The sequence below is a fragment of the uncultured Bacteroides sp. genome, from assembly GCF_937912035.1.
GTDB lineage: Bacteria > Bacteroidota > Bacteroidia > Bacteroidales > Bacteroidaceae > Phocaeicola.
The window spans coordinates 16,840-34,083 of the sequence record NZ_CALDPF010000056.1 but is presented as its reverse complement, the minus strand read 5'-3'; the positions used below and the strand labels follow the sequence as shown (position 1 = coordinate 34,083).

At 37.0% G+C, this 17,244-nt stretch carries 8 protein-coding genes; 6 read left to right on the top strand and 2 right to left on the bottom strand.

Annotated features, from left to right (window positions below):
* Positions 1-14 precede the first annotated feature (14 nt).
* A complete protein-coding gene (locus Q0486_RS15380; RefSeq protein WP_299235358.1) occupies positions 15-1,763 on the top strand; it encodes a RagB/SusD family nutrient uptake outer membrane protein in 1,749 nt (582 codons plus the stop codon).
* Positions 1,764-1,787: 24 nt separating this feature from the next.
* Complete coding sequence (locus Q0486_RS15375) at positions 1,788-2,855, top strand: DUF5017 domain-containing protein (protein ID WP_299235355.1); 1,068 nt, start codon at positions 1,788-1,790, stop codon at positions 2,853-2,855.
* Between the two features lie 139 nt (positions 2,856-2,994).
* On the opposite strand, the gene Q0486_RS15370 is transcribed toward Q0486_RS15375, so the two are convergent.
* Together Q0486_RS15370 and Q0486_RS15365 are read right to left on the bottom strand one after the other, a co-directional pair.
* Complete coding sequence (locus Q0486_RS15370) at positions 2,995-4,239, bottom strand: glycoside hydrolase family 88 protein (protein WP_299235352.1); 1,245 nt, start codon at positions 4,237-4,239, stop codon at positions 2,995-2,997.
* A 9-nt stretch (positions 4,240-4,248) separates the two neighbouring features.
* Positions 4,249-6,459: a glycoside hydrolase family 95-like protein gene (locus Q0486_RS15365; protein ID WP_299235350.1), complete on the bottom strand. Its 2,211-nt coding sequence runs from the start codon at positions 6,457-6,459 to the stop codon at positions 4,249-4,251.
* A 759-nt stretch (positions 6,460-7,218) separates the two neighbouring features.
* Here Q0486_RS15365 and Q0486_RS15360 point away from each other — a divergent pair.
* The 4 genes from Q0486_RS15360 to Q0486_RS15345 are packed head-to-tail and all read left to right on the top strand — an operon-like array spanning position 7,219 to position 17,235.
* The gene (locus Q0486_RS15360; RefSeq protein ID WP_299235347.1) at positions 7,219-10,410 is read left to right on the top strand and encodes a TonB-dependent receptor; all 3,192 of its coding nucleotides are present in this window, start codon (positions 7,219-7,221) and stop codon (positions 10,408-10,410) included.
* 12 nt (positions 10,411-10,422) lie between these two features.
* On the top strand, positions 10,423-12,270 hold the full coding sequence (locus Q0486_RS15355) for a RagB/SusD family nutrient uptake outer membrane protein (protein WP_299235344.1): 1,848 nt from the start codon (positions 10,423-10,425) through the stop codon (positions 12,268-12,270).
* Positions 12,271-12,295: 25 nt separating this feature from the next.
* Positions 12,296-15,391, top strand: coding sequence for a SusC/RagA family TonB-linked outer membrane protein (locus Q0486_RS15350; RefSeq protein WP_299235341.1), 3,096 nt, complete (start codon positions 12,296-12,298; stop codon positions 15,389-15,391).
* Positions 15,392-15,405: 14 nt separating this feature from the next.
* Positions 15,406-17,235, top strand: coding sequence for a RagB/SusD family nutrient uptake outer membrane protein (locus tag Q0486_RS15345; RefSeq protein ID WP_299235337.1), 1,830 nt, complete (start codon positions 15,406-15,408; stop codon positions 17,233-17,235).
* The last annotated feature ends 9 nt before the right edge of the window (positions 17,236-17,244 follow it).

Genomic DNA, 17,244 nt, shown 5'->3' with positions numbered 1-17,244 from the left:
TAAAATTAATGAGTATGAAATTATTAAAACATTATTTATATACATTTTTGTTGGCAGGGATAATTACGTCATGTAATTTTCTTGATAAAGAACCAACAGATCTTACTCCAGAAACATATTTCAATACAGCAGATGAGGCTAGCTCTTTTCTGACTGGCATATATGCTATATTGGGACAGGCTTCTTTCTATGGTGAGAACTATATTTATCTTCAGGGAGGTGATGATTTACAGACTTATGGAGGTTCCAGCACGCGTACACCTGCTACAAAAGGATTGATTTGTGCAAATGCACTCTCTAGTGATCCGGCAGTAACCGGTTTCTGGTATACTCTTTACTCTGGTATAAATCGTGCCAATATGTTTCTTGAAAATATTGACCGTGTACCTGAGATGGATGCAAAACTAAAAGCACAATATATCGCTGAGGCACGTTTCCTCCGTGCTTTTTACTACTTTAATTTAGTACAGAACTGGGGAGATGTTCCATTCAGAACAAAATCAGTGAATAGTGTTGTAGGGTTGGAGATAGAACGTACAAACCGTCAGACTATATATGATTTTATAGTTAAAGAAATGGCTGAGGTATCTGACGAGGAAACCGGTGGACTGCTTTCTGCCGAAGAACTCAACTTTAAACCAGGACATGTCTCTAAATCTGCAGCATGGGGTATGCTTTCAAGGGTATATTTATTCCGTGCAGGTGAATGGCACCGTGAGAAACGTCAGGCTACAAATGATGAACTTAAAACATATTTTGAAAAAGCTAGTGAATATGGTCAGAAAGTAAAAGGATTGAATAAGCATAGTCTTGCCGAAAATTATTGGGATTTCTTTATTGATATTTGTTCGAATGAATACAATACAACAGCCAATGAAAGTCTTTGGGAGGCTGAGTTCGCTGGAAATTACACTACTGATATTATAGCAGAAGGCAGGTGGGGAAATATAGTCGGTTTAGGTGCTCCCGATTTGTCTAATCAGAGTAATATTGTAGGAAGTGAGGATCCGGGGTATTGTTATGAGTTTATTTTTGCCACTCCTTATCTTTATAATCTCTATACAGATAATGGCGATCAGGAACGATTCTATTGGAATATTGCTCCATTTAAATATCTTGACGCTAACGACTCAGGAAAAGGTGCTGTTAAAAAAAGACAGTTTGTCAGTCAGAAAGCAATGGATGTAATTAAGAATACTTTTGGAAACTGGGGACGAAATACATATTCGTATGCAGCTGATTATTTTAAAGATAATGCTGACCAAAGTCCTTCATGTGCAAAATATCGTCGTGAATACGAAGATGACAAGAAAAATAAGAATTTTACATCTATCAATTATCCTATTCTTCGTTATTCTGATGTATTGCTCATGATTGCTGAGGCTGAAAATGAAGCGTATGGTGGACCTACAGCATTGGCAAAGGAGTGTCTTACATTGGTGAGAACACGTGCCGGTTTGGAATACCCTAAGGATATAGAGAGTCAGGATGCTTTCCGTAAGGCAGTTAAAGAAGAACGTGCTATGGAGCTGTGCTTCGAGTTTACCCGTCGTAATGATTTGATACGTTGGGGAGAGTTTACAGAAAAAATGCAGGAAAGGCGTTCTGAAGCAATAGCTTCTGATCCTAGTATCTGGGTTCAGGTAAAATTGAACAATGTACAGAATTATCTTGATGTAACAGATACATATAACTATTTCCCAATTCCAGATGCAGAGATGGCGGTCAATAAGGCAATAACATCTAATAATCCAGGTTGGTAATCTATTTAACTTAATATAAGAAAAATGAAAACATATAGATTAATTTCATTGAGCTTGATAGTCTTGGCTTTTACTTCTTGTGATGATGGTCTGGATAAAGATATATCCATAGCAGGAGTAACAGTTACACAAAACGAGAATGTGGTAAGTGACGGACTTACCTTAAACGTGAAAAAAGGAGAACCGATAGAATTTGTTTTCAGTGGCGATCCGGACAATATCGTTTTTTTCAGTGGTGAGGAAGGAAGTAATTTTGAATATAGAAATCGTACTACTATAGATCCTAGTCAGATAGTATCGTCTACACTTTCCGTTGATGTCAATACTCAGTGGAGCGGTGGCTATGATAATCTTTTCAGTATGTATATGTCTGAATCCTTTACTGGACTATTCAAAAATGATTTCCAACAGGATTGTCAGCTTTTAAAAGACTTTTCAGAGTGGGGAGAGTGGGTTGAACAGGAAGAAATACCAGATGCTCCTAATGTAACCAGACACTTTGAGAAGGATATGAAACCTTATTTAAGTAAGAATTTGACACTTGCTATTAATGTACATCCTCATGATGAAACAAAACAACAGCCAAGACTTAATTTTAACAATCTGAAAATTACCAATGTATTGGATAATGGGTCTACTGTAGTACTTTATGCTTCGGAGTTTGGACTTACACCTGTTAATATATGGAGCTCTGATTTAAGTAATATTACCCTTGATCCAAATTTATCTAAGGTTTCAGGATATTATGATGCTTCCGGAAAACTGGTAGAGAGTGCTTTATGGTATGGAACAGTTAACCTTAATATTTGGGGTATGTGGAATCTGGTTAATGCTTCAAAAGGTAATTTGTTTGTTCATAGTGTACCTGTTGGAAAAGGTTTACGCGAATCATGGTTGGTTTCAGATTATCTGGTCATCAATTCTTGTATTCCAGATAAGGGAATAACAATAAAGAACATATCAAATAATATAACTTCTTATAAATTTATATACGAACATGAAGGAACATATAGCGCAACTTTCTTGATGACTAATTCTAATTATAAGAATGAAGATTCAAAAGTTATTACTATGGTTGTTAATGTCAAATAAAATAGTTCTTTCTATTGTGAGTTTCACAGAATGTATAATAATATACCCGACCATTTCACAATGGCCGGGTATTTATTCTTTACTTTGTTTAACTCAATATATATTGTAATAAAATAATAATACCTATTTATAGTAACGTTTATTTTACTAGTTTTTTGTATTTGTTTAGAGCCTCCAGGTAGTAATAGTCAGCATATACAAGCGGTGCATCTATTTCCGATTTATGTGGCAGACTTCCTGTGCAATGCATTATGATAAAATTACCGTTTTTGCCCAATTCTGCTCTGTAGCTTGTAGACGACAAGCTTTTCAGCATTTTTATCGCGATATCTTCGTAGCTGTTGTTATTAGCCAGTTTTGCCAAATCAAATAAGGCTGAACATACAATAGCTGTAGCTGATGCGTCTTTCAGTTGTGCTACATTCTCATATTCTCCGGCGTATGATTTTCCATCAGGCACGTATCCCTCTTGTCCGGCATTGAAATCCCAGGTTGGAACCAGATCTTCAGGCAAATGTTTGATATAGAAGTCAGCAAAATTTTGTGCTGCTTCAAGATATACAGGATCTTTTGTCTCACGATACATCATAGTGTAGCCGTATACAGCCCACGCTTCTCCTCTAGCCCAAGTAGAATTATCGCTGTATCCCTGACATGTTTGTTTGTGCAGTGCTTCACCTGTTTTAGGATCATAGTTCACTACGTGATAGCTACCGAAATCAGGTCTGAATTGATTTTTCAACGTAGTGTTGGCATGTGTTACTGCTATATCATAGAATTTCTTGTTTCCTGTTACTTTGTGTGCGTAAAACAGCAGTTCAAGATTCATCATGTTGTCAATGATAACAGGGTAGTACCACTTGTTGCCATTCCATGCCTCACGGTAATTCCAAGATTTTATTGCTTTAACAGTATCGTTATATCTTGTACATAGAGATTCAGCGCTTTGAACCAGTATGTCCTTGTATTCAGGACGTGGAGCCAGTCTTTCAGCATTACCGTAGCTGCAATACATCATAAAACCGATGTCATGATGCCCTGTAAATGTCTTTAATTCTTCAAGCGAATGTGTCCATTCTTCAGCATAGCCTTTCCATTTCTGGTCGCCTGTAAGTTCATAAAGGTACCATAAAGATCCTGGAAAGAACCCTGGGGTCCAGTCACGTCTTGATGTGGTACGGAGTTTTCCGTCTGGTGTTACTGTTCTTGGATAATTCTTTTTACCTGGCTTACCTACTTCTTTCAGCATGTTTTCTGTCTGTTGACAGGCAAATGTTACGTTCTCGTTAATGAATGCCTGTTCCTCCGAGACCTTTTTTTCACTGTTGCATCCTGATAGTGTCATAATCATGAATGCACCTAAAAATAATAGATTTCTTTTCATACTTATATATCATTTGATTAAATATTTTGGATCTTGTTTTGCTGCTTCTTTTTTTATGCTTTCCAAATCTTCTGGCCAATCCATTTGTCTTGATAGCCCTTTTCCCTTTTTCACTCCATAAAAATTACTATTTCCGTTTTCAGAATATTTATATTCAGACTGTATTTTTGTTTCTTTTTCTCTGGAAATAGTTATTGATTTTCCTTTTGGCAAAGAAATGGTGTAATAACCATTTCCCTCAGAATTGATATTAGCTTTATATCCTTTTATAATATATACTTGTTTCCAGTCCGGTAAATATATTCTGCATTTTTGTCCTGCATCACTGTGTATGCTTATCCACTCTGTAATTCCTCCTTTACGTGATGCAGATACTACAAATCCACCTTCTGCCCTAAGTTCTCTGAATTTACAGTCATTCCACTCATCAGGAATTGCCGGGAAAACTCTTAATGTTTCTCCCCAACCTTGGAGAAGCATCTCGGTAATGGCTGTTGCTGCACTTAAAGGGGTTTCTATAACCGGGTTCTTCCCTCCACTTTCCACATACATAGTATTTGGTAGGAGTAGGCTTATACCTATAGGTTTGTTTAGAAAGTGATATATCTTCTCGTATGCCTTATTACCGTTTCCTTGATAGGCATATAGAGATGTTGCGCCTGTATATGAATATCCTGCCAGTCCCTTACCATTACCTATATTCATCCAATGGTCTATTGATTTTTCCAATACGGCATTTACTTCAGGTATTGTAGTGTCTTGAAGTCTTAATGGGTAAAAAGACAGTAAATGAGAGTAATGTCTGTGTGATTTTGCAAATGGTTTGTCACTTGCAATCATATAACCATTCTCATTTATAGGACATGTATGAAGTTTCTCCAGAATATTTTTCCATTCAGCGTATTCTTTGGGCCTTTCATTTGTCCTGTCACATAGTTCAGTCATTGTTTGCAATAACCATCTGAGTGCAGCCAGATTATAATTGCTGTTATTGTATGTTTTAAATCCTTCATATTCCGGCGATTCAGTGTCTAACAAATGAATTATTCCGTCTATTTCCTTCAAATGAGGTATATAGAACTTAAATAATTCGCTTGCTTTGGGCATGAATTTGTCTTTTATAATTCTCCAGTCTTCTCCGGCATATCTCATGTATGAATAATATGTATGTAGTGCCCATGCAAAGTCTCCGCATTTTGCAGGACCATACGCAATCATGATATCTGTAAACAGTTTATCCAATAGCTTTTGATAATTAACTCCCTGATTAAGTCGGTTTGTGGAATGAGTAGCCATGTAAGTAAGTTGTACATTAAGGTTCCACCATATTCCCGGCCATTGGCTTGTCTTGTAGAAAGTACCGAAAGTATCCATAACCGGTCCGTCAGGATGTGAACAGGTAGCAAGCTTGTATAACTGAATATGATAAAAGTTTTCCATTTTTTTGTCTGGAATGTTTATAATACCGGTTTTATAATAATCATGCCACCAAGATCTCATTTCTTTCTTTAGTTTTTGGGTACCTTTATTGATTGCATTATTTACTTCTCTTTTTGCTTTTGTTAGTGATTTCCCTGACGCAGGAACCTCGTTCATTGTAGATATATATAGATCGGAACCATTTTGATTTTGAATCTCTTTCCAATACGTTGCGTAGTCACCACCGGCAAGCAATTGATGTACACTCCAACCTTCGTGTATATCTGTAAACTGTTTTGGTGTAGGATTATCCTCATATTTCAGTTCGTCTTTAAGGTGTGGGAAAACTTGTATACGAGGAGAACGTGGACTTCCTGGCTGAAACTTCCACTTATATGGTATACTGGTCTTTATTTCAACAACGTTTACTTCACTATTATAAGGTGTATAAGCTGTTAGAGAAATATCTCCTTTATCTGTATGTAGAATACCCGTGAGAGTAGCGTCATAAATGTTGAGTTCCATATTCCCTGATTTAATTTCAGTTTCGGGGAATAACTTTATTTTTCCAATGTCCATACGGCAAAAGTCAGTCATCACAGATGCACCCTTGATTCCTAATGATGATTTTCTGTCAGGGGCCAAACGATGATCTGTTACGTCAGGACGGCTTAACCATAACGTCAGGGAGTTGTCGACTGAGTCAACGTAAACCATCATTCCTATTCTTCCATTTCCAAGGAATGCACCTTCGTTCCATTGCATTGGGAGTTGTTCCCATTTAAGAGCTTGAGAGGACATGTATTCTTTAATATTATCCGTTGTTTTACAGAATACGATATTACTGCAAAATATTGACAATATTATTAAAATTATTTTGTTAGTCATATTGTTTGATTTTAAATTTTTCTACAGATATTAGTCTTTTTAGGTAGTAAAATATATCGATTTTTATTCTATCACAAAAATAGTCATCTCATATATCATCGTGGTTTAAATTTGGTTTTATTAGGTATAATATATGGTACGAGATGCTTTTAAAGTCTTTGTGACGTATATATGATACTTGTGTGTTGAATTTTATACCTATTTTTACCCAATTTTAGAAGCTTTACTTTTCTTATACTTGTAATTTTGCAATGGAAAATAAATTTATACAGGAATTAGAATATTATATATTATTAAGTTAAAATCTAATAGGTGAAGTTTTTCTTTTGGTAAAAAGATTGTTGCAATACTCGGAAAGGTGGATGAAGGAATAATAGGCTTGTTGTTTATGAAAGTGGAATTCGATTTATAGTTTTTATTCTAATCTGACTATATGAGATAATAATTGTGATTGACAAATTTTTTTTACAAAATGTTTTTTATGAATTCTTCTTAGTGATTTGCCGTAAAAAGTACAGCTCTTAGATGTTATGTAATCTTAAACTCTTGAGTTTTGTATGAACTCCTTTTCGAAGGAAAGTTTTTAACTCTGAAGGGGTGACGGTATTACATCCGATAACCTTAGGGATGTTAGATCCCCCTTAATTTAATAATAGGAATAAACACATATTTATGAGAAAAAAAGTATGCAAAATTTCCATGTGCTTATTGATGCTTCAGCCCGGTATGATTTCTATGCTGAACGCAAAGGATGCACATATAAATTCTGATCCTGCTTCTGCAATGGAAGTTCATGCTTCCCTGCAGCAGGCAATTGTGGTGAAAGGTACTGTTTTGGATCAGAATGGTGAACCGATAATCGGTGCAAATATTCGAGTAGATGGAACAACGTTGGGAACTATTACCGACTTTGATGGAAACTTTATGATTCCTAATGTGCCGTCAAATAGTAAGAAGATTATTGTATCTTATTTGGGTTATGCTACAGCTGAAGTTGCAATTGAAAAGAATAAAAAGCTGTTAGTACGAATGCATGAAGACACAGAAGTATTGGAAGAAGTCGTTGTTGTAGGTTATGGTATACAGAAGAAGGAAAGTGTTGTTGGTGCCATATCACAGGTTGACAATGAGAAAATTACGAATGCGGGTACTTCAGATATTACAGCTGCTTTGTCAGGAAAACTCCCTGGAGTGTTGACTATGCAACAGTCTGGTCAGCCAGGTAGTACTGCTAATGACATCATTATCCGTGGTGTATCCAGTTGGAACGGTAATGCTCCGTTGGTTTTGGTGGATGGTGTTGAACGTGATTTTAATGCGATAGACCCTAATGAGGTAAAAAGTATATCAGTTTTGAAAGACGCATCAGCAACAGCTGTATTTGGTGCGAAAGGTGCGAATGGTGTAATTATCGTAACTACTAATAGAGGTACTGAAGGTAAACCTAAGTTGAGTGCTTCTGTAAGCTATGGTATTCAGACTCCGACACGTGTCAGTGATCATATTGATTCTTATACTACTATGAGCTTGTATAATATTGCGAACAAGAATCAGGGTCATTATTCTAATTTGAAATCTGATTATGAACTTTCTGAATATCGTAATCCTTCTTCACGTTTGAACTCATTGAGATATCCGGATGTTGACTGGTTTGAACTGTTGACAAAGAACTTTGCTTCAACAACCAATGCCAATGTGTCGTTGACAGGAGGAACTAAATTTGTGAAGTATTATGCTTCTTTAGGATATACTCATGAAGGTTCACTTTTCGAATCGTTTAATGAAGGATATTGTGATACACGATTCAAATATGACCGTTTGAACTATCGTATGAACCTTGACTTTGATTTGACAAAATCAACAGTTCTGTCTTTTAATCTTGGTGGTATCGTCAGTGTAAGAAATGCACCAAACAGTAGTAGTTCGCGTAGTATTTGGGAAGGTATGTTTCAAACCAGTACAGCACTTTATCCGGCATATTTCCCATCATGGGTGCTGGAAGAAGTTCCTGACTTAGATTATCCGGATGCAACGGGAGATCGATTGGCTAATTCTCAGGATGGTGATGATAATCCTTATTCAGCATTGCATCAGGGTAAATTCAGTCAAAAAACATCGTCAACACTTTATTCTGACCTTTTATTCAAGCAAAAGCTTGATTTCATAACAAAAGGTCTTTCGTTTAGTGGAAAGGTCTCATTAAGTACTTATTATAATAATGAAACTTTAAAAGCCGATTGGACTTTTCCTACATATGATCTTCATTTTGAGAATATTGGTACTGGAATCAATCCTTGGGTAAGAAGTGGTCAATCTGATGATGTGTTTGTACAAACTCCTTTGGATATTAACGTTGGTGGATTACAGAGTGGATATTATACAAATCTGTATTATGAGGCTTCTCTGAACTATAACCGTACTTTTGGTGACCACACAGTATCAGCATTGGCTTTGATGAACCGTCAGCAGAAAAATACAAATACTGATTTTGCTTATCGTAATGAGGCATGGGTAGCGAGAGCAACATACGATTATAAACATAAGTATCTGTTTGAGGTCAATCTGGGCTATACAGGTTCTGAACGTTTCGCACCTTCCAACCGATTCGGTTTCTTCCCTTCTTATGCTTTAGGTTGGGTAGTATCCGAAGAAAAGTGGTTTAAGGAAAACGTAAAATGGATGAACAAATTGAAGTTCAGATATTCAGATGGACGTGTTGGTAGTGATGCTGCAAGTGAACGTTGGCTTTACATGAGTGAATATACAAAGAGTGGAAGTTATATATACGAAGGTAAAGTTCCTAACGTATTGTCTCAATGGGAAGAGGCTCATAAACGAGATTTAGGTATCGAGATAGGATTGCTTGATAACATGTTTACTTTCGGTATTGACCTTTATGATGAACATCGTAGCAAAATGCTTCTGACAACAAAATCGTCAACACCATTGATTGGTAATAACGGATTTAAACAACTTAATCTTGGAGCAATGAAGAAACATGGTCTTGATATTGAGGTCGGTTTTAACAAGAAAACAAGTTATGGCCTCAATTATCACCTGAATGGTATGGTAAGCTTTAATGAAAACCGTATTCTTGCCAAGGACGACCTTCCATACGCTCCTGATTATATGAAAGAAGCCGGAAAGGCATACGGAGGATTATATAACGGTAGTATTACAACAGGTAATGGTTATTTCAATACAATAGATGATATTCATAACTATCCTACTACTTCTAATATAGAAAATATGATACCTGGTGATTACAGATATCTTGATTATACAGCAGATGGCTCTATAACAGTAGTAGACCAATATCCGATATATGGTAGTAAGTATCCTCCTTGTGTATTCTCTTTCGGTGGAGGATTGAAATATAAGAATCTGACATTCAATATTCTGTTCCAGGGAAATATCGGCAAATACGTATCATTTAATGAGGCATACGAAATAGAATTTAATCAGGACGCATATCGTTTGCATGCCTCACAGCTGGATTATTGGACACCGACAAATCCTAATGCTAATCATTCGGCATTGCGTTTCTTGGGTGGCTCAACCAATGACCCGAGATTCTCTTGGACTGGTGGTGATTCGTACACAGGTTATGACATTGCGCTGGATGGACGTTTTTGGAGAAAGGCTGATTATCTGAAATTACGCGAGATATATATAGGATATGATTTCAAGTCTAAATATCTGAAACGAATTCTCGGAGTTTCCAATTTTCAGGTATATGCAACAGGTAACAATGTTTTGACATTTACTAAACTTGTGGAAGGCGATCCTGAAAGAAGAGACTTTGAAAAAGGATTTTATCCGCAGATGAGTACATATAAACTTGGTTTAAAAGTATCGTTTTAAGTAATTATGATTATGAAGAAAATATATTTGACAGTTGTCGGGATGCTTATGATGGTGTTTGCATCCACTTCGTGTACAGATTATCTGGATATATCGCCTGAGGCGGGATTGTCTGAAGAAGAGGTATTTGGAAAATACGTCAATATGAAGGCTTTTTTTGATGTAGTATATGGTGGAAAAGACAAAATAAATATAACTTCTGCTCATCCTCTGTATTGGATGATGTGGGACCAGAAAACAGGTTTGAATGCTACTACGGATATTGCAGATAATGGACGTGTGTTCTGGGGACAGCCTGTAAAAAGAGGTATGATGCAGGGAAATATCAATACTATTACGTATGATACAAAGAGACGTCCGGTTTTTGATGCAATGTTCAAGTCTATTCGTGTAGCAAATATAACATTACAGAATCTGAATAGGGTAGAAGATGCTCCAACACCGGAAGATATTGAGGATATGAGAGGTCAGGCTTATTTTGTGAGGGCTTATTGTCACTTTATACTGGCTACTTATTGGGGACCAATGCCTCATATTACACAGCCTATTGGTGCATACGATGACTGGGATTTGCCTAGACTGAGCAAACATGAAACATTCGTTGCAATTGCCAATGACTTGGATTCTGCATTTGTAGCTTTCCAGGCAGCAGGAAAGATACGTCGTGACCCGGGACCTGGTCAGGCCGGTCACTTGGAAGATCCTTTACAGGGACGTCCGGCTGGCATGGCTGCGAAGGCTTTAAAATCCAGAGTTCTTCTGTATGCTGCAAGTAAATTGAATAATGCTAATGGTGAAGAGGACTGGAAATTAGCTGCTGATGCTGCATGGGAAGCTCTAAAAATGGCGGATGAATATCAGTACGAATTGTTACCTATGGATGAATATTATAAGAACTTTCATAGCGTGAAATATTCAAATGAACAGATATGGGCATGGCATGCTGGAAAAAAGACATATAATAGTGGTGACTTGCAGTCTATGGTGTCTGGTGTATTTCAAAATAATAAGAGCTATGCGTCAGGAGAGAATCCTACACAGAATATGGTTGACAAGTATGAGACTAAGTGGGGCGATCCTCTCAATACTGAGGCTGACAGAAATGCAGCAGCAGCTTTAGGACATTATAATGAACAGAACCCATATATTGACAGAGATCCACGTTTCTACAATAATGTCATTTATAATATGGCTGATATAACATGGTCGCAGGTTAAAACAGGAGAGTATAAAAATAAGGCTAATATTTATTATACAAAAGATGCTCAGGGTAAGAGTATATACGCGACACACTGGGACCAGAGTTTTAAAGGACATACTTATACAGGATATTATGCACGTAAGTATACAAATGATATAAGTTACAGAAATCAGATGGGAGGTATATTGATGACCGATCCGCTTATAAGAAAGGCCGAATTGTATTTGAACTATGCAGAAGCCGTTAATGAGGCATACGGACCTAAAGAAACAGCACCTGGAGCTAATCTGACGGCGGCTGAAGCTTTGAATAAAATTCGTGAGCGTGCAGAAATGCCTGATTTAGACGAAAAGTATCTTGCAAATAAAGACCTCTTTAGGGAACGTCTTTATAATGAACGAACTGTAGAGTTTGATCAGGAAGGTTTTCATCGTTTCCATGATATAAGAAGATGGATGATAGCTCCTGAAGTTATGTCAACACCGTTAATTGGAATGGATATAGAAAGAACTGGCGATATGCAGTTTAAATATACCAGAGTTGAATTGCCTTCTGACCGTCAGGTTAAATGGTTTGACTATATGTACTACTTCCCATTTGCCACAGACGATTATTATAAATTCAAGGATTTTGATACCAGCCTGAATCCGGTTTGGTGATGTTTAATTTGTAAAACAGATTATTATGAAATATATATTGAAAACAATTCATCGCCCCCTCGCCATTCTGATGTCGTTGTCGGCTGTTAATGGAGTGGTTATGGCAAATAATCATGTTGAAGGTGTGCGTGAAGTCAGTATTGTGGTTGTTGATGAAAAAGGAAATGCTATCCCGGATGTGGATGTTTATGTAGGCAATAACCGTACGAACTATAAGAGTGATGCTAATGGAAAAGTCTCATTGAAAGGTAACGGTAGTGAGTTGGTTACTATTTCTGAAAAAGGATATGAAGAAAAAGTTCTTTCTCTGAATGAAGCAGCCGATAAGTCTTTAGTCGTTTTAGAAAACTCAGAACTATTCAACTCCAGTGAAGAGAATATTGAGTTGCCTTATTGGACAATGCAGAAATCGAATAGTACCGGCGATTATATTGTTATTACCGGTGAGGAACTTGAAAGATATCCTTCTACAGACCTTCGTTTGGCTTTTTCCGGCCTTGTAACTGGTCTGTCAATTACTGAAACAGATGGTGCAACCGGCATTTCTTCGGAAATACACAAGGATAGAAATCGTGCCAACGAGTATATGAGAGGAAGTATGCCTATTTACCTCATTGACGGAGTTCAAGTTGATATTGCAGAGACGCCTTTGGATCCTCAGGAAATTGAAACTGTCACTTTTATAAAGGATGTTTTGGCTAAGACCATGTATGGACCAAGAGCTGCCAATGGGGTAATCAGTATTAAGACAAAAAGAGGTAATACTGATGCACGACAATTGAGAGTGAATATGGAAGCCGGTGTGAGTGTTGTTGATAGATTCCCTAATTGGACAGAAGGTGCTGATTATGCCAGACTTAATAATATGGCACGTCAGAATAGCGGAATGGAACCTATTTACACTGATGAGGCTATTGCCGGTTATTCCAAGAATGATCCATACGATTTGAAATATCCAAGTACCAATTTCAAGGATATGATGTTCAAGGATACCAAATCATATCAGCGTGTGAATCTTTCCTCAACAGGGGGAAATGATTTTGTAAAATATTTCGCATATCTTGGTTATACTGGAGAAGGTGATAATTTTAAAATAGGAGAAACTGCGAATTATAACAGATTGAATGCCCGTGCTAATATGGATATGAAAATAAATGATTTCATTTCTGTTGATTTAGGACTTTTCGCGGGACTTTCAATACGTAAGTCACCAAATTATCAGTATGATACTTTTGATTACTTCGATTTTGACAGAGCCCTGGATCAGGCTACTTCTGTTTCGCCAATAGCTTTCCCTATTTATGTTCCTATCGAAAGTGAAGATAAAGATATCCTAAATTATGGTGTAAGCAATACTTTCAATTATAATCCTATTGGTGCATTGGCATCAAGCGGTTATTATACAGAGAAAGGACGTTCAGGAAGAGCTAATATCGGTTTGAATATAGATCTTAACCATATTATAAAGGGTATCTCTTTGCGTACTTTTATGGATATTTCAAGTTATAATCAGACTCGTATCGGTAAAAATGAGAGATATTCGGCTTATACTATGACTCCGTCCGATGACGCTGAAGGAGGTTATGAATATACTCATGTGCAGACACCTATTACAGCTTCAGGTGAATCGAAAATGCGTGACTACTATTTCTTGAGATATTCAGGTTATCAGTCAATTGACTATAAAAATGTGTTCAACGGTAAGCATGATGTAAAGGCTAGTGCTCTTCTTTTCATGTCACAACTTGCACGTCAGGGGGTAGAAAATCCGTTGCGTGAAATGAATGCTAACTTTATGGCAGGATATACATACGACAAGAAATATTCTATACAGGGGGCAGTGTCATACGCAGGTTCACAGGAACTTATAAAAGAAAAACGTTTCAGGGCTTTCCCTTCTATCGGTGCAAGTTGGGTCATTTCAGAAGAGAATTTCATGAAAAATGTGAACTTTATTGATTTCCTTAAACTGAGAGCTGAATATGGTGTTCTAGGATATTTATCATCATCTCCGACTTTGAGTATGTATGAAAATAAGTGGCAAAATGGTGATGGTTCGCAGTTTGGTCCTAATTCTTCTAATACATGGATGGGAGGTGGTTCAAGATGGACTCCTAAATATACATTCTATAATAAATGGAAGAATCCTGATCTTGATTGGGAAACAAGAAAAGAGTTCTCTGTAGGAATTGATGCAATGCTGTTTAATAGGAGTCTGTCTGTAAGTGTAAACTATTATCGTTCTTTGTATGACGGTGAATGGGTAAGACCAACTAATCAATTTCCTGGAATGGTAGGTTTACTAGAGGTTCCTTATATGAATTACAATAACACATTATATTATGGGGGTGAAATTGCTGCAAGATATAAAGGACAGGTAGGTGATTTCTCTTACATGATAGGAGGCTCGTTCTCAATACCTCGTACAGAAAGGCTCCGTTATGATGAACCTAACTATAAATGGGATTATCAATATCGTGAAGGCAAACCGACTGATGCTATTTTTGGTCTGGTTTATGATGGAAGATATGCCAGCGATGAAGAAGCAAATTCTGTAAATCAGTTATTTGACGTTGAACTTCATGAAGGTGACTTCAAATATAAAGACTTGAACGGTGACGGTGTTATAGATGATAACGATAAGACTCAGATTGGTAATTCATCTCCTAAATACATTTATACTTTTAATCTCGGTTTCAAATATAAAGATTTTGAGCTTACAATAATAGGAGACGGTAAGGCCGGTTTTGATATTCAGAAAACTAACCGTTATTTCCAAAACGGTTGGGGAGACAACAATTATTCTGAATACGTATTGAATAATGTAGGTGGTGATTATCCAAGACTGACATATTATAAAGTCAACAATAACTTCCAGATGTCTGATTTCTGGTTAATGAAGGGAACTTACTTTAAGATTCAGAATGTGGAGTTGGCTTATACATTACGTTTGCCATTCTTCGAGAGTATGGGTTTGCAGAAAATGCGTATCTTTGCAAGGGGTGCCAATCTCCTTACAATCTCTGGTGTAAAAGATGTTGATCCTGAATCGGTGAACTCAGGTGTAACAACTTATCCTTTGAACCGTACGTTTACTGCAGGATTTAATTTAACGTTCTAATTAATGAGGAATATATGAAAACTAAAAGAATACTATTGGCAGGTGCATTGGTTACAGCATTTGCTTCTTGCTCTGACTTCCTTGATACTTATCCATACGGACAGTTTCCTGAGGAAGAAATGTGGGAGAGACCTAGTATAGTACAGGGCTTTGTTTACAGAGCTTATGAATTTATGTCAAAAACATATAATGATAATGAAGGATATTATTTGGATGGAGCAACGGATGATGCTGTAATAACAAGTACTACACATGCCCTTACAAAATTGGGAACAGGATCAATCACTACATCACAGGACCCTTTTGGTGACTATTGGAGTAATGATTACAAAGCAATAGCTTCTGTTAACCGCTTCCTGAAAGATAATCGTGGATTCAATACCCGTTATAAAACTGAAGCACGTAAGGACAGTATTACACGCTGGAGACTGCAGGGCGAAGCTTATGCTTTGAGAGCATGGTTTCAGTGGGATCTGTTGAAACGCTTTGGAGGAAGAACTGATAATGGAGAGCTCTTGGGATTTCCTATAGTAACAGAGTCTTTCGACGATGAGATTCTAACCGGTGAATTTAATAGAGCGCGTGATACATACGAGGATTGTATGAAACAGATAAAGAATGACTGTGATTCAGCTTTTAAATATCTGCCTATTGCTCATAGAGATTTCTTGGTTGCGTCAAGTGATAGAAATGAAGCTGGAGGTAAGTACTGGGGATGTCTTGACGGTATAACTACAAGAGCAATATTATCCCAGATGTATCTTACATACGCTAGTCCATTATTTAACCAATCGGAAGATAGAGAACGTTGGAAACTTGCAGCCGAGTATGCTAAGGAAGTGATAGATTTCAAATTGAATGTAGATGGTCAAGCAAAAAATGGATTTAAACCGTTGGATCGTGTATTATGGTCTGATCCAAACTTTGCAGGTATAGTATTTACTTCTAGATTCGATGCTAATAATGATGCGATTGAAAAAGCATTTTATCCAGGTGGTTTCAGAGGTAATGGAAATATAGGTGCTACTCAGGAACTTGTAGATGCTTTTCCTATGAGTAATGGTTATCCAAAGGAACATCCGGAAGGACAGAAACTGTACGATCCTCAGAATCCTTATAAAAATAGAGACCCAAGATTCTATAGTGTTATATTCTATAATGGAGCTCAAGCTTGCAGAGATAATAATGCCAGCAAGCCTATGTATACTTTTGAAAATTGGGTGACTGATGCTGAAGGACAACCTGGTAAGGATTTGGCAGGTCTTGCGAAAAACAGTAGAACCAACTATCACATAAAGAAGTTTGTATATATGGGTTTGAACTGGAGTGATGCAAGTGTTAAGAAATCAAATCATTCGAAATTCTATGTACGTTGGGCTCACATGCTTCTGAATTTTGCTGAAGCTGCAAATGAATATGGCGGTCCTGATGCTGAAATTGATGGTTTGACAGCCAGAGAAGCAATGAGAATGCTTCGTCAGAGAAAAACTTATGATAATGCGAATTTGTATGCAGACGCGGATCCATATTTGGATGAGTTTACATCTAATGATATAGAAGGATTCCGAGAATTCATCAGAAATGAGAGACGTATTGAGACTTGTTTCGAAGGTATGAGATACTATGATTTGAGACGTTGGTCAACAGAAAGTGATTTGTCTCTTCTAAATATGCCTGTTACAAGACCTGTAATAACCAAGAATGCAGACGGGACATTCACTTATGGTGAACCTGAGGTTGTAGAGGTACGTAAATTTACATCACCTTATCAACCTATTCCTTATAATGAGATGCGTAAAATGGATAAACTTGTGCAAAACAAGGGCTGGGATCAGTGGAAATAATTTAAAAGG